At 73.5% G+C, this 22881-nt stretch carries 19 protein-coding genes; 13 read left to right on the forward strand and 6 right to left on the reverse strand.

The genetic code is table 11. The features are described 5' to 3' along the window. Positions 1–232 precede the first annotated feature (232 nt). Positions 233–1660 (forward strand): alanine--glyoxylate aminotransferase family protein, encoded by a 1428-nt coding sequence (locus DYI95_RS02330; protein ID WP_116901000.1) that lies wholly within the window; start codon positions 233–235, stop codon positions 1658–1660. Beyond that, positions 1657–3417, forward strand: coding sequence for a phosphoglycerate dehydrogenase (gene serA / locus DYI95_RS02335; protein ID WP_243149807.1), 1761 nt, complete (start codon positions 1657–1659; stop codon positions 3415–3417). The genes DYI95_RS02330 and serA overlap by 4 nt, the downstream gene beginning before the upstream one ends. A gap of 8 nt (positions 3418–3425) precedes the next feature. On the opposite strand, the gene DYI95_RS12800 is transcribed toward serA, so the two are convergent. Next, positions 3426–3554 (reverse strand): hypothetical protein, encoded by a 129-nt coding sequence (locus DYI95_RS12800; protein ID WP_256366254.1) that lies wholly within the window; start codon positions 3552–3554, stop codon positions 3426–3428. A gap of 123 nt (positions 3555–3677) precedes the next feature. Between DYI95_RS12800 and DYI95_RS02340 the strand changes: the two genes are divergently transcribed. The 5 genes from DYI95_RS02340 to DYI95_RS02360 all read left to right on the forward strand — a co-directional run bounded on the left by DYI95_RS02340 (position 3678) and on the right by DYI95_RS02360 (position 8699). Next, entirely contained in the window at positions 3678–5051 is a 1374-nt protein-coding gene (locus DYI95_RS02340; protein ID WP_158556074.1) for an amino acid ABC transporter substrate-binding protein, read from the forward strand. A 115-nt stretch (positions 5052–5166) separates the two neighbouring features. Then, positions 5167–6060 carry a branched-chain amino acid ABC transporter permease gene (locus DYI95_RS02345; RefSeq protein ID WP_158556073.1) on the forward strand — a complete coding sequence of 298 codons (894 nt, stop codon included), beginning with the start codon at positions 5167–5169 and terminating at the stop codon, positions 6058–6060. Beyond that, on the forward strand, positions 6057–7082 hold the full coding sequence (locus DYI95_RS02350) for a branched-chain amino acid ABC transporter permease (RefSeq protein WP_116900997.1): 1026 nt from the start codon (positions 6057–6059) through the stop codon (positions 7080–7082). Before DYI95_RS02345 ends, DYI95_RS02350 begins: the two co-directional genes overlap by 4 nt. Continuing rightward, positions 7079–7963 carry an ABC transporter ATP-binding protein gene (locus tag DYI95_RS02355; RefSeq protein WP_116900996.1) on the forward strand — a complete coding sequence of 295 codons (885 nt, stop codon included), beginning with the start codon at positions 7079–7081 and terminating at the stop codon, positions 7961–7963. The genes DYI95_RS02350 and DYI95_RS02355 overlap by 4 nt, the downstream gene beginning before the upstream one ends. 31 nt (positions 7964–7994) lie before the next feature. Next, positions 7995–8699 carry an ABC transporter ATP-binding protein gene (locus DYI95_RS02360; protein ID WP_116901021.1) on the forward strand — a complete coding sequence of 235 codons (705 nt, stop codon included), beginning with the start codon at positions 7995–7997 and terminating at the stop codon, positions 8697–8699. A gap of 219 nt (positions 8700–8918) precedes the next feature. On the opposite strand, the gene DYI95_RS02365 is transcribed toward DYI95_RS02360, so the two are convergent. From DYI95_RS02365 to DYI95_RS12925, 3 genes are all read right to left on the reverse strand, one after another. Continuing rightward, positions 8919–9704, reverse strand: a complete 786-nt coding sequence (locus DYI95_RS02365) for an enoyl-CoA hydratase/isomerase family protein (RefSeq protein WP_116900995.1) — start codon at positions 9702–9704, stop codon at positions 8919–8921. A 129-nt stretch (positions 9705–9833) separates the two neighbouring features. Beyond that, complete coding sequence (locus DYI95_RS02370) at positions 9834–10940, reverse strand: peptidoglycan bridge formation glycyltransferase FemA/FemB family protein (RefSeq protein ID WP_116900994.1); 1107 nt, start codon at positions 10938–10940, stop codon at positions 9834–9836. Continuing rightward, positions 10937–12466 (reverse strand): alanine racemase, encoded by a 1530-nt coding sequence (locus DYI95_RS12925; protein ID WP_305849883.1) that lies wholly within the window; start codon positions 12464–12466, stop codon positions 10937–10939. The genes DYI95_RS02370 and DYI95_RS12925 overlap by 4 nt, the downstream gene beginning before the upstream one ends. Before the next feature lie 487 nt (positions 12467–12953). On the opposite strand from DYI95_RS12925, the gene DYI95_RS02380 reads away from it, so the two are divergent. Genes DYI95_RS02380 through DYI95_RS02390 form a run of 3 tightly spaced genes read left to right on the forward strand, consistent with a single transcriptional unit; the run spans position 12954 to position 16588 of the window. Beyond that, the gene (locus DYI95_RS02380) at positions 12954–14537 is read left to right on the forward strand and encodes a carboxypeptidase M32 (protein WP_203530681.1); all 1584 of its coding nucleotides are present in this window, start codon (positions 12954–12956) and stop codon (positions 14535–14537) included. 18 nt (positions 14538–14555) lie between these two features. After that, positions 14556–14900, forward strand: a complete 345-nt coding sequence (locus tag DYI95_RS02385; protein ID WP_116900992.1) for an MTH1187 family thiamine-binding protein — start codon at positions 14556–14558, stop codon at positions 14898–14900. Continuing rightward, the gene (locus tag DYI95_RS02390) at positions 14897–16588 is read left to right on the forward strand and encodes an MDR family MFS transporter (RefSeq protein WP_116900991.1); all 1692 of its coding nucleotides are present in this window, start codon (positions 14897–14899) and stop codon (positions 16586–16588) included. The genes DYI95_RS02385 and DYI95_RS02390 overlap by 4 nt, the downstream gene beginning before the upstream one ends. A 94-nt stretch (positions 16589–16682) precedes the next feature. Here the strand turns inward: DYI95_RS02390 and safA are convergent, their stop codons facing one another. After that, positions 16683–17717, reverse strand: a complete 1035-nt coding sequence (gene safA, locus DYI95_RS02395) for a SafA/ExsA family spore coat assembly protein (protein ID WP_116900986.1) — start codon at positions 17715–17717, stop codon at positions 16683–16685. Between the two features lie 693 nt (positions 17718–18410). Between safA and pdxS the strand changes: the two genes are divergently transcribed. Both pdxS and pdxT read left to right on the forward strand, forming a co-directional pair. Continuing rightward, entirely contained in the window at positions 18411–19394 is a 984-nt protein-coding gene (gene pdxS / locus DYI95_RS02400) for a pyridoxal 5'-phosphate synthase lyase subunit PdxS (protein ID WP_116900985.1), read from the forward strand. 36 nt (positions 19395–19430) lie between these two features. Then, positions 19431–20066 carry a pyridoxal 5'-phosphate synthase glutaminase subunit PdxT gene (gene pdxT, locus DYI95_RS02405; protein ID WP_116900984.1) on the forward strand — a complete coding sequence of 212 codons (636 nt, stop codon included), beginning with the start codon at positions 19431–19433 and terminating at the stop codon, positions 20064–20066. A gap of 130 nt (positions 20067–20196) precedes the next feature. Here pdxT and DYI95_RS02410 read toward each other — a convergent pair whose 3' ends face one another. After that, positions 20197–21012, reverse strand: coding sequence for a biotin transporter BioY (locus tag DYI95_RS02410; RefSeq protein ID WP_116900983.1), 816 nt, complete (start codon positions 21010–21012; stop codon positions 20197–20199). 591 nt (positions 21013–21603) lie between these two features. Here DYI95_RS02410 and argC point away from each other — a divergent pair. Next, positions 21604–22785: an N-acetyl-gamma-glutamyl-phosphate reductase gene (argC, locus tag DYI95_RS02415; protein WP_116900982.1), complete on the forward strand. Its 1182-nt coding sequence runs from the start codon at positions 21604–21606 to the stop codon at positions 22783–22785. Positions 22786–22881 lie beyond the last annotated feature (96 nt).

The following is a 22881-nucleotide window of genomic DNA, read 5'->3' on the forward strand; positions in this document are numbered from 1 at the left end:
CCGGAAGGGGCCCGGCCAGCCGCCGTTAACGGCCTGAAGAGGGCTTCACCCCGGTAGAGCCGCCGTAGGGCCGCCATAGAGCCGCCGGGGTGAGGTCAAGCGGGGTGGCACCGCGGGTGAGAACCCGTCCCGGAGGGGACGGGTTTTTCTGTTTTCGTGGACCGCATTGGGGCCTACCCGGCGCCCGGCCATCGGGCAGGAGCAGCCAGACCCCCTGGAGGAGGGAGCCGCCATGCAGCAGCCGCTGGAGATCGGACCCGGCGTCGCCGGCCGGCACGGTGCAGCGGCCGGATCGCCCCTGGCAGCCGGTGCGGGCAGGGGCGCGGGTTCGGGTGTCCACCCCGAGACCCCAATTGCCCCAGGAGCCGGCATGGCACCGGGCCCTGGGTTTGACGCCGCCTCCCCGTCCGGTCCGGGATCCGGCACCGCCCTGAGGACCAGTCAGGCGCTGGCCAAGCAGCCGCCGGCGCGCCCCGAGCCGGTGTTCCTGTCGCCGGGTCCCACCGCCGTGCCCCAGGAGGTGCGGGTGGCCTGCGCGCGCCAGGTGGTGCTGCACCGCAGTGCCGAGTTCGACCGGGTCAGCGCCGCCGTGCGGGAAGGACTGCGGCGGCTGTTCCGCACCAGCGGCCGCGTGGTGGTGTTCCCCTGCTCGGGGACGGGGGCCCTGGAGGCGGCGGTGGTCAACACCCTCTCGCCGGGCGACCGGGTGCTGGCGGTGGTGATGGGCCTCTTCGGCGATCGCTTCGCCGCCGTCGCCGAAGCCTACGGCCTGGAGGTCGACCGCCTGGAGGTGCCGTGGGGGCAGATCCCCCGACTGGAGCAAGTGCTAGAGCGGCTGGAGGCCGCGGGCCGCGGCGCGGGCCGGCCTTACCGGGCCGTGTTCCTCACCCACTCGGAGACCTCCACAGGGGCCCTTTTGCCGCTGGAGCAGCTGGTGCCCGCCATCCGCCGAGCGGCGCCCGAGGCCCTGGTGCTGGTCGACATGGTGAGCTCCTTTGCCGCGGTCCCCGTGGCCATGGACGCGTGGGGCATCGACGTGGCGGTGACGGGCTCCCAGAAGGCGCTGATGACGCCGCCCGGCCTGGGCATCGTGGCCCTGGGGCCGCGGGCCCTGGAGGCGGTGGAACAGGCCCGGCTGCCCCGGTTCACCTGGGACGTGCGGCCCTACCTGGTGGGGGAGGGCGACTTCCCCTACACCCCGGCGGTGACCCTCTGGTTCGGCCTGCAGGCGGCCCTGGAGCGGATCGCCGCCGAAGGGGAGGAAAACGTCTACCGCCGGCACCGGCTGCTCTCCGCCATGGTGCGGGCGGGGGTGCGGGCGCTGGGGCTTGAGCCCCTGGCGCGGGACGAGGAGGCCTCCCCCACGGTGACGGCGGTGCCGCTGCCCGCCGGGGTGCGGCCCGGCGAGGTGATCCGCCGCCTGGCGGACGACCACGGCGTGGTGGTGGTCAGCGCCCAGGGGCCCCTCAAGGACCGGGCCTTCCGCATCGGCCACATGGGTGCCCTGGAGCCGGCTGACATCGTGACCGCCATGGCGGCCCTGGACGCCGTGCTGGGGCCCATGCTGGCGGAAGCCGGCCGGCCGGTGCGGGCCGGGGCCGCGGCGGCGGCCGCCCGGGCGGTCTGGGCCCAGGTCGCGGGGGAGGAGGTGGGCGCATGAACCCAAGGCCCAGGGTGGTGGTGGCCGACCCTTTGCCCCGGGACGGCCTGGCTCTTCTGGAAGAACACTGCCATCTCATCGATGCCGCAGGCGCGAGCCTTGAGACCCTGAAGCGGGACCTCCTGCCCGCCGCCGACGCCCTGATCGTGCGCAGCCGGGTCAGGGTGACCGCGGACCTCATTGCCGCGGCGCCCCGGCTGCGGGTGATCGGCCGGGCGGGGGTGGGGGTCGACAACATCGACCTGGAGGCGGCCACCGAACGGGGCATCGTGGTGGTCAACGTGGCCGACGGCAACACCGTGGCCGTGGCCGAGCACGTCTTCGCCCTGCTGCTGGCCCTGGTCCGGCGCCTCATGCCCGCCGCTGCCTCCCTGCGCCAGGGCCGCTGGGAGCGGAACCGGTTCGTCGGAGAGGAACTGCGCGGCAAGGTGATGGGCCTGGTGGGCTTCGGGCGCATCGGCCAGGAGGTAGCCCAGCGGGCCCGCGCCTTCGGCATGGCCGTGCTGGCCTATGATCCCTACGTGCCCGAGGCCCGCATCCGCCAGCTGGGGGCCGAGCCGGTGACCCTGGACGACCTCTTGGCCCGTGCCGACGTGGTCAGCGTCCACACGCCCCTGACGCCGGCGACCCGGAATCTGATCGATGCCGAGGCCCTGGCCCGCCTGCGCCCGGGCGCTTACCTCATCCACACCGCCCGCGGCGGCATCGTGGACGAACAGGCCCTCTACCAGGCCCTGGTCGAAGGCCGCCTGGCGGGGGCGGGGCTGGATGTGTTCGCCACCGAGCCCCCGGGGGAAAGCCCCCTGCTGGATCTGCCCAACGTGGTGGCCACGCCCCACCTGGGCGGTTCGACCCGGGAAGCCCAGGCCTACAATGCCCGGGCCATCGCCGAGCAGGTGCTGCGTGCCCTCCAGGGCCAGCCGGTGCGGGGCGCCGTCAACCTGCCGCCCCTTTCGGACCAGGACTGGCACGCGGCGGGGCCGCTGGCGCCGGTGGCGGAACTGGTGGGCCTGGTCTACCGCGAGGGGCTGGGCGGCCCGCTGGACGACTTGGAGCTGCGGGTGGCGGCCCGGGATCTGCCCTCGGAGCGGGGCTTCGAGCTGCTGGCGGGTGCCGTTCTCAAGGGCCTGCTGACCGGGGTGGTCGACGGCCCGGTGAACGTCGTCAACGCCGCGGTGCTGGCGGCCCGGCGCGGCATCGCCCTGCGCTGGCGCAGCGAGCGGCACCCCGACCTGCCGGTCCCGGTGGTGGAACTGGCCGGCGGCCGGGGCCCGCGGCGGGCGGTGGCCGGGAGCCTGAGCCCCGAAGGGCTGCCGCGCCTGGTTCATCTGGACGGCCTGCCCCTGGACATGGTGCCGGCGCCCCGGCTGCTGCTCACCCGGCATCACGACCGGCCGGGCATGATCGGCAAGGTGGGCAGCCTGCTGGGCATGGGGGAGATCAACATCGCGGCCATGCAGGTGGCCCGGCGGCAGGTGCGGGGCGAGGCCATCATGGTCCTGGCCCTGGACGATCCCGTGCCCCCGCCCCTGCTGGCGGAGATCCGCCGGCTGCCCGGCATGGAGGAAGCGCGGCTGGTGCACGTGCCGGCGGCCCTGCTCCAGCCGGTGCCCCGGCCCGCACCGGGCGCGACTGCGGAGCCCGCCGGCGGGGACGGGCCGGCCCGGCGCCAGGGAGGGACCGGGCCGGCCCCGGGAGCCGCCGGGCCGCCCGCTGGCATGGCGGCGACCCCGGCCGTGCAGGAGCGGGCGGGCTGATCTGGCCGCTAGCGGAACAGCGGAATCACGTAATTGGCCAGAAAGTACAGCACGGCCAGCAGCATGATGATCCAGGCACCGTACTTGATGGCCGTGGCGCCGGCCCCGTTGCCGGCGCCCTGCTTTTCTTCGCCCATGATCCGACACCTCGCAATATCTGGAACCCGGGCCGTTTCCGCTCAAAGGGCAGGATTTTCCCCACCCCTTCGCAAAACAGGATGACATTCTACTCCACCTTTCATCACTGGGGGGGTACGGCGGTGGGACGCAGTACGGGCAGGCTGCCGGCGGGCGCCGGCGGCGAGGCGGAAGTCGCGGTGGAAGGGCAACGCCCGGCCCGCCGGCGGCGGCGCCGGTTCGGCCGCTGGGCGGTGGGGGCAAGTCTGGCCCTGGCGCTGGCGGTGCTGACGGCGTGCGGCGGCGGTGGCGGCGGGACCGGCGGCGGGGCTGGCGCAGGTGAGGGCGGCAGCTCTGGCGGGGCCGGGGGTGCGGAATCCATCAAGGTAGGTATCGTCCTGCCCCAGACGGGGCGGGAGGCCAAGCCCGGCACCTACCAGCTGGAAGGCATCCAGCTGGCCATCGAGCAAATCAACGCGGCCGGCGGGATCGAGGTCGCCGGAAAGCAGCTCAAGGTGGAGCCGGTCGTCTACGACGACGAGTCCGACCAGGCCAAGTCGGCTTCACTGGTACAGCGCGCCATGGAGCAGGACAAGGTGGTGGCGGTGATCGGCGGCTACTCCACCGCCCTGGGCCAGGCGGAGTCGCCCATGGCCGACCGCTACCAGGTGCCCTGGATCACGCCGGGCGCGGCGGCCAGCTCCATCTTCAGCCAGGGATACCAGTACACCTTTGGTACGCTGGCTCCGGTCAGCCTGCTCGGGTACACCACCGGGGAGTTCCTGGGCTGGCTGGTCGACCAGGGCAAGCTGGAGAAGGGCCTGGCCATCGCGCTGGTGGTCGAGAACACCGACCACGGCGTGGACTACGCCGACGGCATCAAGAAGTGGATCGAGGAACACCCCGGCTACTTCGAGATCGTGGTGGAGGATACCTTCGAGCTGGGCGGCACCGACTTCTCCGGCGTCCTGCAGAAGGTGAAGAACGCCAACGCAGACATCTTCCTCTCCGACGCGCACCTGGAAGACTACATCACCATGCACCGGCAGTACGTCCAGATGGGCCTGCATCACCAGATGATCAGCTACGGCGCCCGCGGTCCCGAGGCGGCCGCCCGGGAGGCGCTGGGCGACGCCGTCGACTACATCTTCGCGGGCATCTGGTGGTCCAAGGAACTGCCCTACCCGCAGGTCAAGAAGTTCGTTGAAGATTACAAGGCGAAGTACGGCCGCGAGCCCGACTCCTGGTACGCGGCCACGGCCTACGACGCCATGCGCATCCTGGCCAAGGCCATCGACCAGGCGGACAGCCTGGATCCCACGGCGATCCGCGATGCGCTGCGCCAGGTGGAGCTGACCGACTCGTTGCTGCCCGGCCAGCGGCTGAAGTTCCCCGAGAACGGTCAGGTGGAGCTGCCCTTCGTCATCGTGCAGAACAAGCCCGGCGGTAAGGTCGACATCGTGTACCCCGAGGATGCCGCCACGGGCGAGGCCGTGGCCCCTGTGCCGGCCCGCTGACCGCCGGAGCCCGGCCCCTGCCGCAACGGCATTCGACCAGTTGGGGAAGGGAACGCGGCCCACGGCCCTCGGGCCGGGGCCGCGTTCCCCTGTCCCCGGAGGGGGTGCAGCACCGTTGGGTTGGCTGGACGTTCTGAACCTGCTGGTGGCCTCGCTGCTGCTGGCGGGGATCTACACCACCATGTCCTTCGGCATGACGATCATCTACGGCGTGATGAAGATCATCAACCTGGCCCACGCCGGCTTCATGATGCTGGGGGCGTACTTCGTCTTCGAGCTGTTCAACCGGGTGGGGCTCAACCCCATCCTGGGCGCGCTGCTGGCCTTCCCGGTGTTCTTCGTGCTCGGCATGGCCGTGCACTGGCTGCTGGTCCGCTGGCTGCCGGTTTCGGACCAGCCCACCCTGCCGTCGCTCTTGCTCCTGTTCGGCCTGTGGCTGGTCCTGCAGAACATCGGCTACGCCATCTGGGGCAACCACGACCGGTCCATCTACACGGACATGACACTGGCCACGGTGAAGGTGGGTCCCCTGACCCTGTCGGTGGTGCAGCTGGTGGTCTTCGCGGTGGCCGTGGTCTCCCTGGTCCTGCTGCAGCTGCTGCTGACCCGCACCTGGTTCGGGCGGGCGGTGCGCGCCCTGACCCAGAACCCGTTCGCCGGCCGGCTGGTGGGCATCGACACGGCCCGGACCGCCCGGCTCAGCTTCGGGCTGGGCATCGCCTTTGCAGGACTTGCCGGCGCGCTGCTGGCCTCCCTGTACTCCTTCGACCCCGACTTCGGCCGGCCGTTCCTCTTGCGATCCTTCGTCATCATCGTGCTGGGCGGGCTCGAATCCTTTGCCGGCGTGGCGCTGGGGGCGCTGATCCTGGCCCTGGTGGAGACCTTCAGCGTGCAGTTCGTACCGGCCGGGTACCAGATGGCCATCTCCTTCTCGCTGCTGGTGGTGGCCCTGCTCGTTCTGCCGGGCGGCGTGGCCAGCCTGCTGGAGCGAAGGGGGCGGGCCACATGACGGCGGCACGGCCTGCGGCCGGACAGGCCCTGCCCCGGGTCACGGCCACCCGCGATCTGGCGGTGGCTGCCGCCCTGACGGCCTTCCTCATCGCCCTGCCCCTGGCAGGGTGGCAGGGCAACCTGCGGCTGATCTTCACGACCCTGCTCTGGACCACCTGCAGCATCGCCTGGAACCTGGTGGGCGGCTTTGCCGGGCAGGTGTCCTTCGGTTTTGCCGTGTTCTACGGCCTGGGGGCCTACACCGCCGCGGTGCTGATCACGGCGGGGCACGTCAACCCGTACCTGTCCCTGGCGGGGGCCGCGCTGGTGGCGGCGGCGGCCTCCTTGCTGATCGGCCTGCCCACCTTCCGCCTGCGGGGGCCCTACTTCGCCATTGCCACCATCGGTGTCAACGAGGCGGTGCGGGTGGTGATGAACAACCTGGAGGCCCTGGGCGCCGCCAGCGGTTACCGGGTGGACGAGCTGGCCGGCGGAAGGCGGGTGCCCTTCGTCATGGAGCACCACTACCTGACGGCGGTGGTGATCTTTGGCCTGGCGCTGGTGGTCTCCATCCTGGTGGCCCGCTCCCGCTTCGGCCTGGCCCTGAACGCCATCCGGGACGACGAGGACGCGGCGGCCGACACCGGCATCAACCCCTTCCTGCACAAGCTGGCGGTTCATGCCCTGGCCGCGGCCCTGGTGGGCGCGGCGGGCGGGGCTTATGCCCGGTATGCGGCCTTCATCGACCCCAGCGGGGTCTTCAACTTCAACAACAGCGTGTCCATCCTGCTGATGCCGGTGATCGGCGGGCTCGCCACCATCTGGGGACCGGTGATCGGCGGTGCCGTCTACGGCATCGTGCAGGAAGAACTGGTCGCCCGCTTTGCCCAGATCCACCTGGGCCTGTACGGTGCCCTGCTGATCCTGGTGATCCTCTTTGAACCCGGGGGCGTGGTGGGCCTGGCCCGGCGAATCTGGAAGGCTCTAGTCCACCGGCGGGCGACCGGCGCTCCGGTGCAGGCTGGGGGGGTGAAGGCATGACGAGCCCGGTCAGGCTGACCCGGGAGCCCGGGGCCGCCCGGGGACCGGCGGGATCCGGGGCCGGTCCCGCGCCCGGTGGCGGTGCCGGGCCCGGAGGCGGGAGCAGCGACCAGGCCGGAGGGCCGGCCCGCGGGGTTCCGGTCCTGGAGGTCAAGGGGCTAAGCCGCTATTTCGGCGGCCTGGCTGCCGTGAAGGACGTCGATCTGGTGGTGCCGGAAGGGAGCATCTTCGGCCTCATCGGGCCCAACGGGGCGGGGAAGACCACCACCTTCAGCATGATCGCCGGGTCGCTGGTGCCCAGCTCCGGCCGGGTGATCTACCGGGGGCGCGATGTCACGCGGCTCAAGGCCTTTCAGCGGGTGCGGCTGGGGATCGCCCGCACCCACCAGATCGTTCGCCCCTTCCGGTCGCTGACGGTGGTCGAGAACGTGGAGCTGGCCACCCGCTACGGGCGGCGACCGCCCCGCACGGCCACCGAGGCCCGCCGGCGCGCCCTGGAGGTGCTGGAGTTCGTCGGCCTGGGTGCCCAGGCCGGCCTGCCGGCCGCGGTCTTGCCCGTGGGCCAGCAGAAGCTGCTGGAGCTGGCCCGGGCCCTGGCCACGGCACCGGACCTCCTGCTGTGCGACGAGATCTGCGGCGGCCTGACCGATGCGGAAACCCGCAACGTCATGGACTTGCTGCGCAGGATCCGGGATGCCGGCACCACGATCCTGTACATCGAGCACGACATGCGAGCCGTCATGTCGGTGTGCGATCGGATTGCCGTGCTGAACTTCGGAGAGAAGCTGGCCGAGGGAAGTCCGGAGGAGATCCAGCGGAACCCGGCGGTGATCGAGGCGTACCTGGGCCGGGCGGCGGTGGAGGTGGAGACCGGTGCCTGACGCCCGTGGAGCCCGCCCCGGCGGGGAGCCCCTGCTGGAGGCGGAAGGGCTGGAAATCGCCTATGGGGCGGTCCAGGTGGTGTGGGGCCTGAGTTTTCAGGTGGCCCGGGGCCAGGTGGTCGCCCTGATCGGCTCCAACGGTGCCGGCAAGACCACCACCCTGCGGGCCGTCGCGGGGGTCTTGCCGCTCAAGGCCGGGCGGCTGCGGCTGGCAGGGGAAGACATCAGCGGCCTCCCGGCCCACGCCCGGGTCGCGCGGGGCCTGGTCCTGGTTCCTGAAGGCCGCCAGCTGTGGCCCCGCATGACGGTTGAAGAGAACCTCATCCTGGGGGCCTATTCTCCAGCCCTGCGCCGCCGGGTGGGAGAGAACCTGGAACGGGTCTATGCCATGTTCCCTCGCCTCAAGGAACGCCGCGCCCAGCTGGCCGGCACCCTCTCCGGCGGCGAGCAGCAGATGCTGGCCATCGGCCGGGGGCTTATGGCCGAACCCCGGGTCCTGATGCTGGACGAGCCGTCCCTGGGCCTGGCCCCCAGGCTGGTGGAGGACATCTTCCGGTTCGTGCGGGAGATCGCCGCCCAGGGGGTGACGATCCTGCTGGTGGAGCAGAACGTGCACTACACCCTGGAGATGGCCGATTACGTCTACGTGCTGGAGACCGGGCGCCTTGCCCTGGAGGGGCCCGCGGCGGAACTGCGCCAGAATGACTACGTCCGCCGGGCCTACCTGGGGGCTTAGCCCCCGGGCCGGTGCGGGAAGAGCCCGGGCGCGGTCGTGGCCCGGGCGACCACGGGCGACCAGGACGGCGCCGGCGGCCAGGGCCGGCGCCCAGGGCAAGCGGGCAGGGCAAGGGATGGGTCGTTCGGGACGGATCCTTGCGGGGGCACCCCGGACGGGTGCCCCCGTGGCCTTGGGCGAGGGCGGCGGCACCGGCCGGGGACGAACGGGACCGGCCCCCTAGCGGCCCCGGAACACCGGGGGCCGCCGCTCGACGAAGGAGCGCATCCCCTCCCGGCGGTCGTCGGTGGGGACGCAGGCGGCGTAGAGCTCCAGTTCCCGCCGCCGGCCCTCTTCCCACCCCAGGGACCGGGTGGCGCGAATGGCCTGCTTGACCTGGCGGACGCTGATGGGGGCGTTGGCCGCAATCACCCCGGCCAGCTCCAGGGCCCGCGGCACCACCCGCTCGGGTTCGGTCACCTCGGTGACCAGGCCGATCTGCCGGGCCGTCTCCACGTCGATGATCTCCCCGGTCATGATCAGCCGGCTGGCCCAGGCTTCGCCCACGACCCGGGGCAGGATCTGGGTGGCGCCGCCGCCCGGCATGATGCCCCGGGTGACCTCGGGAAGGCCGAAGCGGGCGTCGGCCGCCGCGACGATGAAGTCGCAGTTCAGGGCGATCTCGAACCCGCCGGCCAGGCAGTACCCCCTCACCGCCGCGATGACCGGCACGGGCGTCTCCGACACCGCCCGGAACATCCGCTGGAAGACGTGATGCTGGGCGAACCAGGCCTGTTCGTCCAGGGTGGCGCGCTCCTTGAGGTCGGCACCGGTGCAGAAGGCCCGGTCGCCGGCGCCGCAGAGCACCACCGCCCGCAAGCCATCCTCCCGGCGCAGATCTTCAAAGCAGGCCGCCACGGCTTCCGCCATGGCGGTGTTGAAGGCGTTGAGCCGGTCCGGGCGGTTCAGCCGCACCAGGGCCACCTCGGGCTGGGGCCACTCCAGCTGGACCAGGGTGTGATCCACGGCGGTCCACCTCCGTAGGCCGAAAGTTCCATGGACCCGGGCGGCGCCCCTGCCGGCGTCCCTTGGCGGATCCCATCCCGTCCCGTCCCTTGGAGCCCGGGGCGAGGTGGAACCGGTGCCCCGGCGGCCTCATTCCGTTGCACCCGGGGCCGTGGCCCCGCCCCGGCTCCGGCGCAGGGCCCGCAGCAGCCGGCGGCGGGCAGCGAAGGCGGCGCGGAAGGCCCAGTAGCGGGCGGGGGCGTAGATCCGCTCGAACTCGCCGACGTACTCCACCAGCTCGGCGCCAAAACCCTTCTTGAACCGGTAGAGGCCGTAGTGGGGGTCGGAAGGGTCCAGGTTGCCCGACACACCGCGGAAGTCGTAGATGCGGCACCCCTCGGCGATGGCCCACTGGATGGCGGCCCACTGGGCGGCGTGGCTGGGCATCACCTTGCGGGCCTCGTAATCGGTCCCGCCGTACAGGTACCACGCCGTATCGCCGCAGCGGAAGACCATGATCCCCGCCACGGGCCGGCCCTGGTGTTCCGCCAGGAAGATGCGGCCATGGCCCGGAACCAGCAGATGGCGCCAGAGCGCCTCGTAGTAGGAGAAGGCGCGGACGGCAAAGCGTTGCCGGGCCGCCGTCAGCTGCAACAGGCGGTAGAACGCGGCCAGATCCTGCTCGTCCCGGGCGGCCCGGGCCGTCACCCCCTGGCGGGCGGCGTAGCGGATGTTGTACCGCGTCTTGGACTCGAAGCGGGCCAGGGTTTCTTCCGGGGTCGGCGCCAGTTCCAGGCGCATGACGAAGCGCGGCTGCAGGGCCTCGAAGGCCGTGGCCTCCGTCCCGCGGCGAAAGCCCAGGCGGGTCAGGAGCTCGACCGCATCGCGCCGTCCGGCGGGGATGTCAGGGTCGACCCGCAGGACGAAGGCCCGGTGCCGGCGGGCCTCCTCGGCGGCCGCGGCCAGCAGCGACCGGACCGTCTCCTGGTCGGCATAGTCCACGGCGGGTCCCGTGGGGGCGTAGAACACCGTCCCCAGCCCGGGCAGGCGCCGGGCCAGCACCGTCATGGCACCGGTGACCCGGCCGCCCCGGGTGGCCAGGAAGCGCAAAGGTTCCCAACCGGTGGCCCGCTTGACCTCGCCCCAGCCCCAGAGCTGCATGAAGTGGGGCTTCCCGGACCCGGCCACCGCCCGGTCGTAGGCCTCCCGGTCCTGGGGGCCGGCGCGGACCACCTTCAGGCTGGCTGGCTGGTTCATCCCATCGTCTCCTCGTCCGGATGCGCCGGGCCGCCGGCCACAGGAGGGGCCACCGCAGCTTCTGGGCTTACCGCCCCAGCCCCGGGGCTCGCCGCCCCCGTCACCGGCCGGAGTTCCTGCCCGTCCCCGGCACCGGCGGGAGCCTCGGCCGCCGCCGGTGCGTCCCCGCCTGCGGTTCCCCCCGGCGCGGCCGTTGCGGTCCCGGCCGTGACGCATTCCAGCACCTGGCGCTGGGGCCAGGCCACGGCCACGGGACGCCCGCCGCGCAGGTACACCACCGGCAGGTGGGCGGGCGCCGTCAGCCGGCTGACCAGCAGCTCCACCTCCTGGCCGGGGGCGAGGGGGAGACCCGTGGCGTCGAACAGGCAGTGGTTCATCATGAACTCGCCGCGCAAGGGCACCTCCCGGTGCCCGGCGCGAACCCGCGGGCCGGGGGGTGCGGTGCTGGCGCCCAGCACCTGGCGGGCCCCCAGGGCGCCCAGCAGCCGGCGGCCCAGGATCACCATGCGGTCGCCCCAGTGGCGGGCTTCCCGGGCGGGGCGCAGGCCGTCGGCCAGCCCCACCGGCAACACCGCGACGGGGGTCCCCGGCCGGGCCCACCCGCCGCGGTAGCCGGGGGTCATGTCGCCGGCCCGGTGGACCGCCCATACGCGCACCACCAGCCGCGACGGGGGCCGCACGGCCAGGCCCGCCCGCCGGGCCGCCCGCGGCGCGTAGCCGTAGAGCAGGTTGCCCACCCGAACCATGTCCAGCTGGGCGTAAGGGGCCAGGACCAGGAGGTGGCTCTCGGCGCAGTGCACCAGGGGCGGCCGGAGGCCGCGTTCTTCCAGGTCCCGGACCAGCCGCAGGAACCGGTCCAGCAGGCGCAGGGCCAGGCGGGGCCGGGCAGCCGTGGGCAGGTGGGTGTAAAGCCCCTCGATCCGCACGCCCGGAAGGGAGGCGGCGCCCGCCAGCAGCGGCGCCACCTGGCCGGGCGCCAGCCCGCCGCGGCCCAGGCCCATGTCCACCTCCAGGTGGACCGCCAGGGGGCGGCCCACTCCCAGCGCAACAGCCCGCTGGGACAGGGCATGCAGGGTCGCGGCGTCATGGACCGTGGCCTGCAGGCCTTCCCGCAGCCAGAAGTCCAGCAGGGGTGGCTCCGGCGGCTGAAAGACCAGGATGGGCGCCGTGATGCCGGACCGCCGCAGGCGCAGGGCGCTTTCCAGGGTAGCGGTGCCCAGGGCGTCGGCGCCGGCGGCCGCGAAGGTGCGGGCGGCCATCTCCGCGCCCACGCCGTACCCGTCGCCCTTCACCACGGCCAGGAGGCGCGTCCCGGGCTGGAGGAACCGCCGCACGGCGGCCAGATTGGCGGCCAGCATGTCCAGGTCGACTTCGATGCGTGCCCGGGCCAGGGTCGCCGCCAGTTCGTCCGGCCAGGTGGCCAGCGTGTCCGTCGCAAACAGGCTGGCGATACCCTTGCCGTCGGAACCGGCGGGTCCGGCGGCAGGCCCCTGGCCGTCGCCGCTGGCCTGGAGATGGTGCTCCACCGTCAACGCCCTTTCCTGCTGCCGCCCGGCCGGCGGCTGCCGGCCGGGCGGGATCCCGCCGCCTCCCGCCGGGCCGCGGCTGGCCCACGAGCGCCAGGGGACCTTGCCCGGGGCCGTAGGGTTGCCTTGTGGTTCGCGTCCGGCGGGGCGGGATCCTGTCACCGGCGGTTGTGGCTTTCGTCAGCGGCGGCTTTTCATCAAAAGGCTTCCTGGGGGGCCGGCCTTCCATTCCCGCTTTCCCGTTCCCCTGCGGAATCCGGCGACCTGCATGGGGCCGCCCCCGTCACCTTCACCGGGATCTGGCAGGCTTTGACCGGGCCGCCGCCGAACCGCAACATATCCAAAAAAAGCACCATGGCCCCGGACAGGCAAGCCCCCGCCTCCGGCCACCCTCCGCACCGATCCGGCCGGGTCCGGGCCCATGGTGTCGCCGGGGCCGGCGGGGCTCGGGGCCGGCCCCGGCTGCGGGCAGGAAAGGAGAAGGGATATGCCAGAGACGCCGGTGCAGGACGCCACGAGCGGAGTCACCGCAACGGGCCGGGCGACCGGCTTGGTGCCGCCGGACGCGCCGCCGGCCTACCATCGCCTGCTGGAGCGGCTGGGGCAGGTGAGCGATCTTCACGCGGCGACCACCCTGCTGAACTGGGACGAGGAGGTCAACATGCCGCCCGGCGGAGCGGCGGCCCGGGCCGAACAGAAGGCCACCCTGAACCGGCTGGCCCACGAGGCCTTTACGGCTCCCGAGGTGGGACAGTGGCTGGACGAGCTGGCCGGGTGGGAAGCCCAGCTGGACCCGGAGAGCGACGCCGCCGCCCTCCTGCGGGTTACCCGCCGGGACTACGAGCGGGCGCGCCGGGTTCCTCCGGACCTGGTGGCCGAACTGGCCCGGGCGTCGTCCCAGGGGTACCAGGCCTGGGTGGAGGCCCGCTCCCAGCAGCGGTTCGCCGTGTTTGCCCCGGCCCTGGCCCGGCTGCTTGAGCTGCGCCGCCAGATGGCCGACGCCCTGGGCTACCCCGAAGAGCGGTACGACGCCCTTCTGGAGGGCCACGAGCCGGGCATGCGCACGCGGCAGGTGCGGGAGCTCTTCACCCGCCTCAAGGAAGGCCTGGTCCCGCTGGTCCAGGCCATCGCCGAGCGGCAGGACCGGGTGCGGGACGACTTCCTCCATGGCGATTACCCCGACGCCGCCCAGTGGGAGCTCACCCTGGAGGCCCTGGAGGCCATCGGCTTCGATTTCCAGCGGGGACGCCAGGACCGGTCCATCCACCCTTTCACCGCGCCCCTGGCCACCGGCGACGTGCGGCTGACCACCCGCATCAACCCCCGCGTCTTCGGGCCGGCATTCTTCAGCAGCTTGCACGAGGGCGGCCACGGCTTGTACGAGCAGGGCTTCCCCGCCGCGTGGCACCGGACCCCCCTGGCCGACGGCGCCTCCTCGGCGGTGCACGAGTCCCAGAGCCGGCTGTGGGAGAACGTGATCGGGCGTTCCCGGGAGTTCTGGCGTTTCTTCTTCCCGCGGGTCCAGGCTCGTTTCCCGCAGCAGCTGGCCGGCGTGGACGCCGAAGCGATGTACCGGGCGGTCAACCGCTCGCGCCCGTCGCTGATCCGGGTGGACGCCGACGAGGTTACCTATAATCTTCACATCATGCTGCGGTTCGAGCTGGAGCTGGCCCTCCTGTCGGGCGACCTGCCCGTGGACGACCTGCCCGGCGCCTGGCGGGAGAAGACGCGGGCCTACCTGGGCATCGAACCGGCGCACGACGTGGAGGGCGTGCTGCAGGACATCCACTGGTCCTGGGGCGGCTTCGGCTATTTCCCCAGCTATGCCCTGGGCAACCTGATCGCCCTGCAGCTCTGGGAGGCGGCCCTGCGGGACGAACCCGGCCTGCCGGAGGAGATCGCCCGCGGGCGGCTGGGCGGCGTCCTGCAATGGATGCGGCAGCACGTGCACCGGCACGGCGCCCGGTACGAGCCTCTGGAGCTGGTGCGACGGGTGACGGGTGCCGAGCTCAGCGAGCAGCCCTTCCTGCGCTACATCCGCCGCAAGTACGGAGAGCTCTACGGGCTCTGATTCGGGGGAGGTGGAACCGTGGCCATCGTAGCCGTCAGCATCGCTCCCGTGGGGGAGGGGGTGAGCGTCAGCCCCTGGGTGGCCAGGGCACTTGAGGTGCTGGCCGGCCAGGACCGGGTGCGTTACCAGGTGGGGCCCATGTTCACCACCCTGGAGGGCGACCTGGACGAGATCCTGCGCCTGATCCGGGCCATGCACGAGGCCATGTTCGAGGGCGGGGCCCGGCGGGTGTCCACGGTGATCAAGATCGACGACCGCCGGGACCGGGCCCAGACCATGGAAGACAAGGTGGCGGCCGTGGAGCGGCGGCTGGCTGCGACCCAGGGTGAAGGGGCTCCGGGTGCCGGGGCCCGCCCGTCGTGAAGAACCGGCGGCGCCATCCGGGCCACCCGGGGGCGGCAGGGGGCGCCGGGGTACCGGCGGCGGCCCGCCCGGCCGGCCTGGCCGGGACGCCCGGACCCGCGGCGCGGGGGGCGGGGCCCGCGGGGGCCGGCGCCGGACCGGCCACGGCCGGTAGCGGTGCGGCTTCCGCCGGTATCGAGGTGCGCACCACCCACAAGGGGCTCATCTTGGTGGCCCTCATGCTGGCCATGTTCATGACGGCCATCGAGGGGACCATCGTGGCCACGGCGATCCCGTCCATCGTGGCGGACCTGGGGGGCTTTGCCCGGTTCAGCTGGGTGTTCTCGGCCTTTCTTCTGACCTCGGCGGCGTCGGTGCCCATCTACGGCAAGCTGGCCGACCTGTACGGCCGCAAGCCCGTGTTCCTGGCCGGCGCCGGCCTGTTCCTCCTGGGTTCGGCGCTGTGCGGAACGGCCAGCACCATCGGCCAGCTGGTGGCCTACCGGGCCCTGCAGGGGCTGGGTGCCGGGGCGGTGCAGCCCATCACCATGACCATCGTCGGCGACCTCTACCGGCTGGAAGAGCGGGCGCGCATCCAGGGCTACCTGTCCAGCGTGTGGGGCGTCTCGGCGGTGGTGGGGCCGGCGGCCGGCGGCCTGCTGGTCCAGTATGCCGGCTGGCCGTGGGTGTTCTACATCAACCTGCCCATCGGCCTGCTGGCCTGCCTGGGCCTGGCGCTGTTCCTGCACGAGCCGCCGCGCCACGGCCGGGTGGCCGTCGACCTGGCCGGTTCCTTCTGGATGGTGGTGGCCGTCTCGGCCCTGCTGGTCCAGCTGGTGGAGGGAGGCAGCGCCTGGCCCTGGCTCTCGGGGACCACGGCGGCCCTGCTGGCCCTGGCGCTCGGTGCGGGCTGGATGTTCGTCCGCCAGGAACGGCGGGCGCCCGAGCCCCTGCTGCCCCTGGAACTGCTGGGCCGGCCCGTCATCCGGGCGGGGAACCTGGGCGGGCTGGTGGGCGGGATCATCCTGGTGGGGCTTTCGTCCACCGTTCCCACCTTCGTGCAGGGGGTCCTGGGGCGCTCGCCCGTGGTGGCGGGCTTTGCCGTGGCCACCCTGTCCATCGGCTGGCCCCTGGCGAGCACCATGTCCGGCCGGCTGATGATGCGCTGGGGCTTCCGCGCCACCGCCGTGACGGGATCCCTGTTCGGCATCGCCGGTATGCTGGTGCTGTGGCTGACCGGCCCCGATGGGTCGCCACTGCAGGTGGCCGCCGGCTGTTTCCTGGTGGGCGTCAGCATGGGGCTGGCCATGACGACCTACATCGTTTCGATCCAGGAGTCGGTGCCCCGCCATGAGCGGGGCGTGGCCACGGGATCCCAGGCCTTCGCCCGCATGCTGGGCAGTGCCGTGGGCGCCGCCCTGCTGGGCGGGGTGATCAACACCCGGCTGGAAGGCGCCCTGCTGGCCGCAGGCCAACCCGGCCTGGCCCGGCTGGGGGCCGATGCCGGCAACTGGCTGCTGGATCCCCAGCGGCGGGCCGCCCTGGATCCCGCTGCCCTGGAGGCGCTGCGCCAGGCCCTGGCCGGCGCCTTCCGGGCGGCCATGACGGTGGTGCTGGGCCTGGCGGTGCTGGTCCTGCCCATCACCCGCACCCTGCCCCGGGGGGTCGAACCGGCCGCGGCCGGCCGCTCCCCGGCGGGCGACCGGTGACGGCGGTGGCCGCCGCTGAAGGGCCAGGGGGCCGGGACACCCGGGTGTCCCGGCCCCCTGGCCCTTGAAGGGGCGCCCTCTGGCGCGGAGGTCCTCAACCGCAGCATCCCGAGCCGCCCGAGCCGCCCTGGCCTCCGCCCCCGCCGGCGGCCGGCCCGGAGTTGCCTCCCAAGAGGAGCTGGGGCTGGCACTGGGCGAACAGGCCGATCAGCACGATCCGGTTGAGGCTGGGCTGCATCACGTCGGCGCTGAGCTCGGCGGTGACGATGAGGTCGTTGAAGGGCGCCAGCTGCTGGCCCGGCGGCACCGCCAGGGAGCCGGCCCAGACCCGCGGCGTCAGCAGCGGGTTCGTCCTCACCAGGGGGACCTTGACGGTGCGGCCGTTGGGCGCCACCCCCCGCAGCCAGGCCACGAAGGTGTTGCCGCCGAAGGTGGTCGGCGCCGGCAGGTCGATGGTGCCGATCAGCACGTTGGCGCCCGCCGCGGCCGACTGGAAGATGCGGGCCACCCCGCCGGCCTCCGGTCCCCGGGGCACGTTGGCCGTGCGGAAGAGCAGCATGCAGCACTCCACCGTGGGCACCTGGGGCGGGCCGCCCACCGGCACGCAGATCTGCTGGCCGGGGAAGATCAGGTTGGGGTTGGTGATCTGCGGGTTGGCCGCGATCAGCGCCTGCAGGCTCACCCCGAACCGCTGGGCGATGAGGAACAGGGTGTCGCCGGGCTGCACCGTGTAGATGAACCCGTTGGGACACGGCGGCGGCGGCGGGAACACCCCGGTGGGCACGCAGATCTGCTGGCCGGGGAAGATCAGGCTGGGGTCGGGGATCTGCGGGTTGGCCGCGATCAGCGCCTGCAGCGTCACCCCGAACCGCTGGGCGATGAAGAACAGGGTGTCCCCCGGCTGCACCGTGTAGATGAACCCGTTGGGGCACGCGGGCGGAGGCGGCAGCTGCGGGGCCATGGGGCCGCCGGCCGCCCCGGCGGCCACTTCCTCGCTGGCCGCCGCCTGCTCCGTCACGCCGGCCGGTTCACCGGGGCCGCCGGCGGCAATCTGCACCGGGCGGGTTTCTTCCGGGGTGTCCGGTTCGACCCCGGCACGGCCCGTGGGCCGAGCATCGTCATGGGCCATCGGTGTTCCACCTCCCACGGCGATGTATGCCGGCCGCGGGGGGCAGGTCCCGGGCGGGGACCGAGCTTGGGCCTTCGCACAGGCAATCGGGCGCGGAACCCATGGCGCGGGCGCGGCCGGGACCGGGTGCCGCCCTTCCGGCCCGGGGGGCCGTTGACAGATTGCGCCGGCGGCGTCATGGTAGGGATAACAAACGCTGCATCGTCGCGTGGTGTGCCTTTCCTTTGGGGCAGGGTGAGGTGCCGGCCCTGGTGCCGGCACCAATTCCCGACCGGCAGTGATGGGGCGGCCCGGGTGCGGGCCAGCCCACGAGCCTGCCAGCCTCGGCGGTTGATCCGGTGAGAATCCGGAGCCGACGGTATAGTCCGAACGGGCAGAGGTGGCGCACCCGGGCGTTGCGGGCGCGGGACGGCTGGTTCCCAGGTTGCCGCCCAGCGGCGAAAGACCGGCCAGCCGCCGGCGGCCCGCGGAGTCTCCGGCCGGCCGCGGCGGCCCGCCAGGTCCCCGGTCGCCGGCGGGCCGCTGGCCGGGATCCGCCCGCCGGCCCCCCGCCCGGCACCGCCCGTCCAGGCAAGGGTGCCCCCGCACCCTTGCGGGCAACCTCTGCCCGGCGCCCATCCTCCCGATGGCGCCGGGTTCTTTTTTCAGGACGGCCCCGCGGGCGATGCCGGCGGCATGTGGGAGGTGAAGCCGGTGGCCAGCGACAAGCTGGTGGGAGAGGCCCGGGAACCCGTCCCGGCCCGGGCGGGGCAGGAGCCGGTCCCGGCGGGGGAACCCGGCCGGGAAGCCGCCCGGCCCCTGCGGGGCACCTGGGCCCTCAAGACGGGCCTGGCCCGGATGCTCAAGGGCGGCGTGATCATGGACGTCACCACCCCCGAGCAGGCTCGCATCGCCGAGGAGGCCGGGGCGGTGGCGGTGATGGCCTTGGAGCGCGTGCCGGCCGACATCCGGGCGGCGGGCGGGGTGGCCCGCATGGCCGACCCGGACCGGATCCGGGCCATCATGGAGGCCGTGACCATTCCCGTCATGGCCAAGTGCCGCATCGGGCATTTCGTCGAGGCGCAGATCCTGGAGGCCCTGGGGGTCGACTTCATCGACGAGAGCGAGGTGCTGACCCCCGCCGACGACCGCTTCCATATCGACAAGCATGCCTTCACCGTGCCCTTCGTCTGCGGGGCCCGCGATCTGGGTGAGGCGCTGCGCCGTATCGCCGAGGGGGCGGCCATGATCCGCACCAAGGGCGAGCCCGGCACGGGCGACGTGGCCGAGGCCGTACGCCACATGCGGCGCATGAACGAGCAGATCCGCCAGGCCTGCGCCGCGGGGGAGGAGGAACTGGTCGCCCTGGCCCGGGATCTGGGGGCGCCGGTGGAGCTTTTGCAGGAAGTGCGGCGCCTTGGGCGCTTGCCGGTGGTGAACTTCGCGGCGGGCGGCATCGCCACCCCGGCCGACGCCGCCCTGATGATGCAGCTGGGCGCCGACGGGGTGTTCGTCGGGTCGGGGATCTTCAAGTCGGAGAACCCCGCCGCCCGGGCCCGGGCCATCGTGGAGGCGGTGGCCCATTACGACGATCCCGCCTGGCTGGCCCGGATCTCGGGCGGCCTGGGGGAGGCCATGGCCGGGGTGGCGGCTTCCAGCCTGGCGGCAGACCAGCGGATGCAGCAGCGCAGCGCCTGACGGCGGTGCGGGAGCGGCGGAAAGGAGAGGGGCGAGGTGACGTTCGGGACAAGCGGCGGTGGCGCCGGCGGCCGGGGGCACGGTGCCGGGGAGGACCGGCCCCGCGTCGGTGTCCTGGCCCTGCAGGGCGATGTCAGCGAGCACATGGACTACTTCCGGCGGGCCGACGCCGCGGTGCGGCCCGTGCGGGTGCCCAGGGACCTGGAGGGGCTCGAGGGGCTGGTTCTTCCGGGAGGGGAGAGCACGGCCATCGGCCGGCTGATGGAGCGGGCCGGGCTGCTGGCTGCCGTGGCGGAACGCAGCCGGCGCGGCGACCTGGCCCTGTTCGGCACCTGCGCAGGCCTGATCCTTCTGGCCCGGCAGGTGGAGGGGGGCCAGCCGCCCCGGCTCGGTCTGCTGGACCTGGCCGTGGTGCGCAACGCCTACGGCCGCCAGGTGGACAGCTTCGAGGCGGACCTGGAGGTGCCCGCCCTGGGCGATGCCCCCGTGCGGGCCCTGTTCATCCGGGCGCCGGTGGTGGAGTCCGCCGGCGCCGGGGTGGAGGTCCTGGCCCGCTTTCAGGGCCGGCCCGTGCTGGTGCGGCAGGGGCGCTGCATGGCCAGCACCTTCCACCCTGAGCTGAGCGGGGATCTGCGGGTGGCCCGGCTGTTCCTCTCGCTGCTGGCGGCATGAGCGGCGGCGGGACGAGGCCGGAGTTGACGAGCGAGCAAAAAGAGGTAGAAGCGGCCGGCGGGCCTGCCTGGGATCGGGCAGGCCCGCCGGGTTTCCCGCGGCGCCTGGCGGTAGCGGGGATGCCGCATTTTCAGATGCCCGGAGCGAGCCGGCCGCCCAGGGCCCGCAGCACCCGCGGCGCCAGCCAGGCGGCCACCAGCGCCTTGGCCAGGTCCCCCGGGACGAAGGGCAGCACGGCGGCGGTCGCCACCCCCGGCCAGGGGGTGCCCGTCACCACCGCCAGCCAGGGTGCACCGATGGCATACACCAGCAGGATGCCGCCCGCCACGCTGGCCAGGAAGGCCCGGCCCATGCCGGGGACCGGGGCGGGATAGGCGGCTCCGGCCGGTGGCCAGGCCCTTTCGCCGCCACGGGCGCCTTGGCCGCCACTGGCCGGCCCGGGGCGGCGGGCGGCGCCGGGCCGGGAGAGAAGGCCGGTCAGCCCGGCAGCCAGGGGATAGCTCATGAGGAACCCGCCGGTGGGGCCGAGCACTACGGCGAGCCCCGCCGCGCCCCCGGCGAAGACGGGTACGCCCGCGACGCCCAGCAAGAGGTACGCCAGCTGGGCGGCGAAGCCCCAGCGCGGGCCCAGGAGCAGTCCGGAAAGCATGACGCCCAGGGTCTGCCCCGTGATGGGCACGGGGGTGAAGGGGAGCGGGATCCGCAGGTAGCTGAGGACGGCGGTCAGGCCGGCCATCAGGCCGGCCAGGACCAGCGGGCGCAGGGTGGCCGCGGTACTGCCCGAAGCTGCTGCCAGATCGCCGGTGCGGCTCCCCCCCGCTGCCAGGCGGGTGGGGTGGGCCGGCCCGGCCAGGGGCGCAGGCCCCGCCGCCTCTCCGGCCGGCGATCCGGCCGGGGCGGCCCGGGCCCCCCGGTCCGGGGCATCCAGCGGGGGCTGGGATGGCATGGTCCGTCCCTCCTCGGCAGGCCGGCAAGGCCCGGCGGGTCAGGCCGGGGGGCCGGCCTGCTCCGGGCACCGGCTGGTAACGGTACCAGCCTATCCCGGGTCCGGCCAATTGTCAACCTTCAATGTTTTTAGGTTGACAATACAACCACGAGGAACGAACTAGAGGCCCACCTCCTGTGGCACCCATCCCTTGCAACCGTGAGGAAGCCTCCGCAACGGATTGCATTAATATACATACGGACGTATACTCATACACAAGTGCCGGACCGGTTCGCCCGGGGGACCCGGCTGGCGTCGCGACCGGGGCACCCGCGGGCACCCGCCTGGTCCCGGCAGGGGCCTGCCGGCCCGGGCGCCCCGGCGGAGGGGAGGCCGGTAGCGGACTGGCGGGCCGTAGGGGGACCCGCCGGCCCGGCCCCCCGGGCAGGGGCAGGCCGGTCAAGGGCCGCCGGGCCCGGACGGGTGCCGGCGCGGTAGTCGCCAGCCCGGACCGGCAGTGGCACGCGGGGCGAGCTGGCGGGCCCGTCGCGGGGATGGCCCCGCCCGGCGGGAGTGCCGGCGGCGGGGAACGCGGGGAAGGAGAGGCCAGCGGTGGCGGCAAGGGTTGCGGTGCTGGGGGCAAGCGGGTACGCGGGTGGGGAGCTGGTGCGGCTGCTGGCGCGCCACCCTCGGGTAGAGCTGGTGGCGGTGGCCGGTTCGTCCCGGGCGGGTGAGCCCATGGAGGCGGTGTTCCCCCACCTGCGGGGCGTGGTGTCCCTGGACCTGGCCGATGCCGCCCGCCCCGACCTCTGGGACCGGCTGGAGGCCGACTTTGTCTTCCTGGCCCTGCCCAGCGGGCAGGCGGCTGCGCTGCTGCCGCAGGTCTTCCCGGCCGCCCGGGAGCGGGGGGTGCGGGTGATCGACCTCAGCGGGGACCTGCGCCTGCCCCGCCAGCCCTACGAAGCCTGGTACGGGCGGCCCGCCGCCGATCCTGCCCTGCAGGCGGAGGCGGTGTACGGCCTGAGCGAGCTGTTTCCCGACCGGATCCGCACGGCCCGGCTGGTGGCCAACCCCGGCTGCTACCCCACGGCCGTCCTCCTGGCCCTGGCGCCCCTGGCGGTGGCGGGAGCGCTGGCCGGGGGCCAGGTGGTGGTGGACGCCAAGAGCGGCGTCTCCGGCGCCGGGCGGAGCGCCTCCCTGGCCACGGCCTTCGCCGAGGTGAACGAAAACTTCGCGCCCTACAAGGTGGGGCGGCACCAGCACACGCCCGAGGTGGAACAGGTGCTGGGCTGGCTGGCCGGCCGGGACGTGACGGTGCTGCTGACCACCCACCTCCTGCCGGTCACCCGCGGCATCCTGGCCACCTGCTACGTGCGGCCGCCTGCGGGCTGGCAGCCCCGGTCCGGCCCTGACCGGACCGGGGGCCAGGGGACCCGGCCGCCGGGGCAGGAACGGGGCTTCCCGGGCGGCGAGGCGGCGGCGGGCCAGGAACCGCTAGCGGGGGCGGCCGGCGACCCGGGCGAGGCCCTCTACGGCCTGTACCGGTCCTTCTACGCCGGCAAGCCCTTCGTGCGGGTTCTTTCGCCGGGGCAGGTGCCGGCCATCAAGCACGTGCAGGGTTCGAACCTGTGCGACATCGGCTTGCACTACGACCCGCGCACCGGCTGGATCACCGTGTTCGCCGCCATTGACAACCTGGTCAAGGGTGCGGCCGGCCAGGCGGTACAGAACCTCAACCTCATGGCCGGCTGGGATGAGACCACGGGCCTCGACCTGGTGCCCCTCTTCCCCTGAGGGCGCGGCGCCGGGCCGTGCCGGGCCCGCACGGGCCGCAGGGCGCAGGGCGTCCCCGGGGCGGGCTGGGCGGGTGCCGGGTGAAGGGCCGGGAAG

It is taken from the genome of Thermaerobacter sp. PB12/4term, assembly GCF_003403315.2.
Classification (GTDB): Bacteria; Bacillota; Sulfobacillia; order Thermaerobacterales; family Thermaerobacteraceae; genus Thermaerobacter.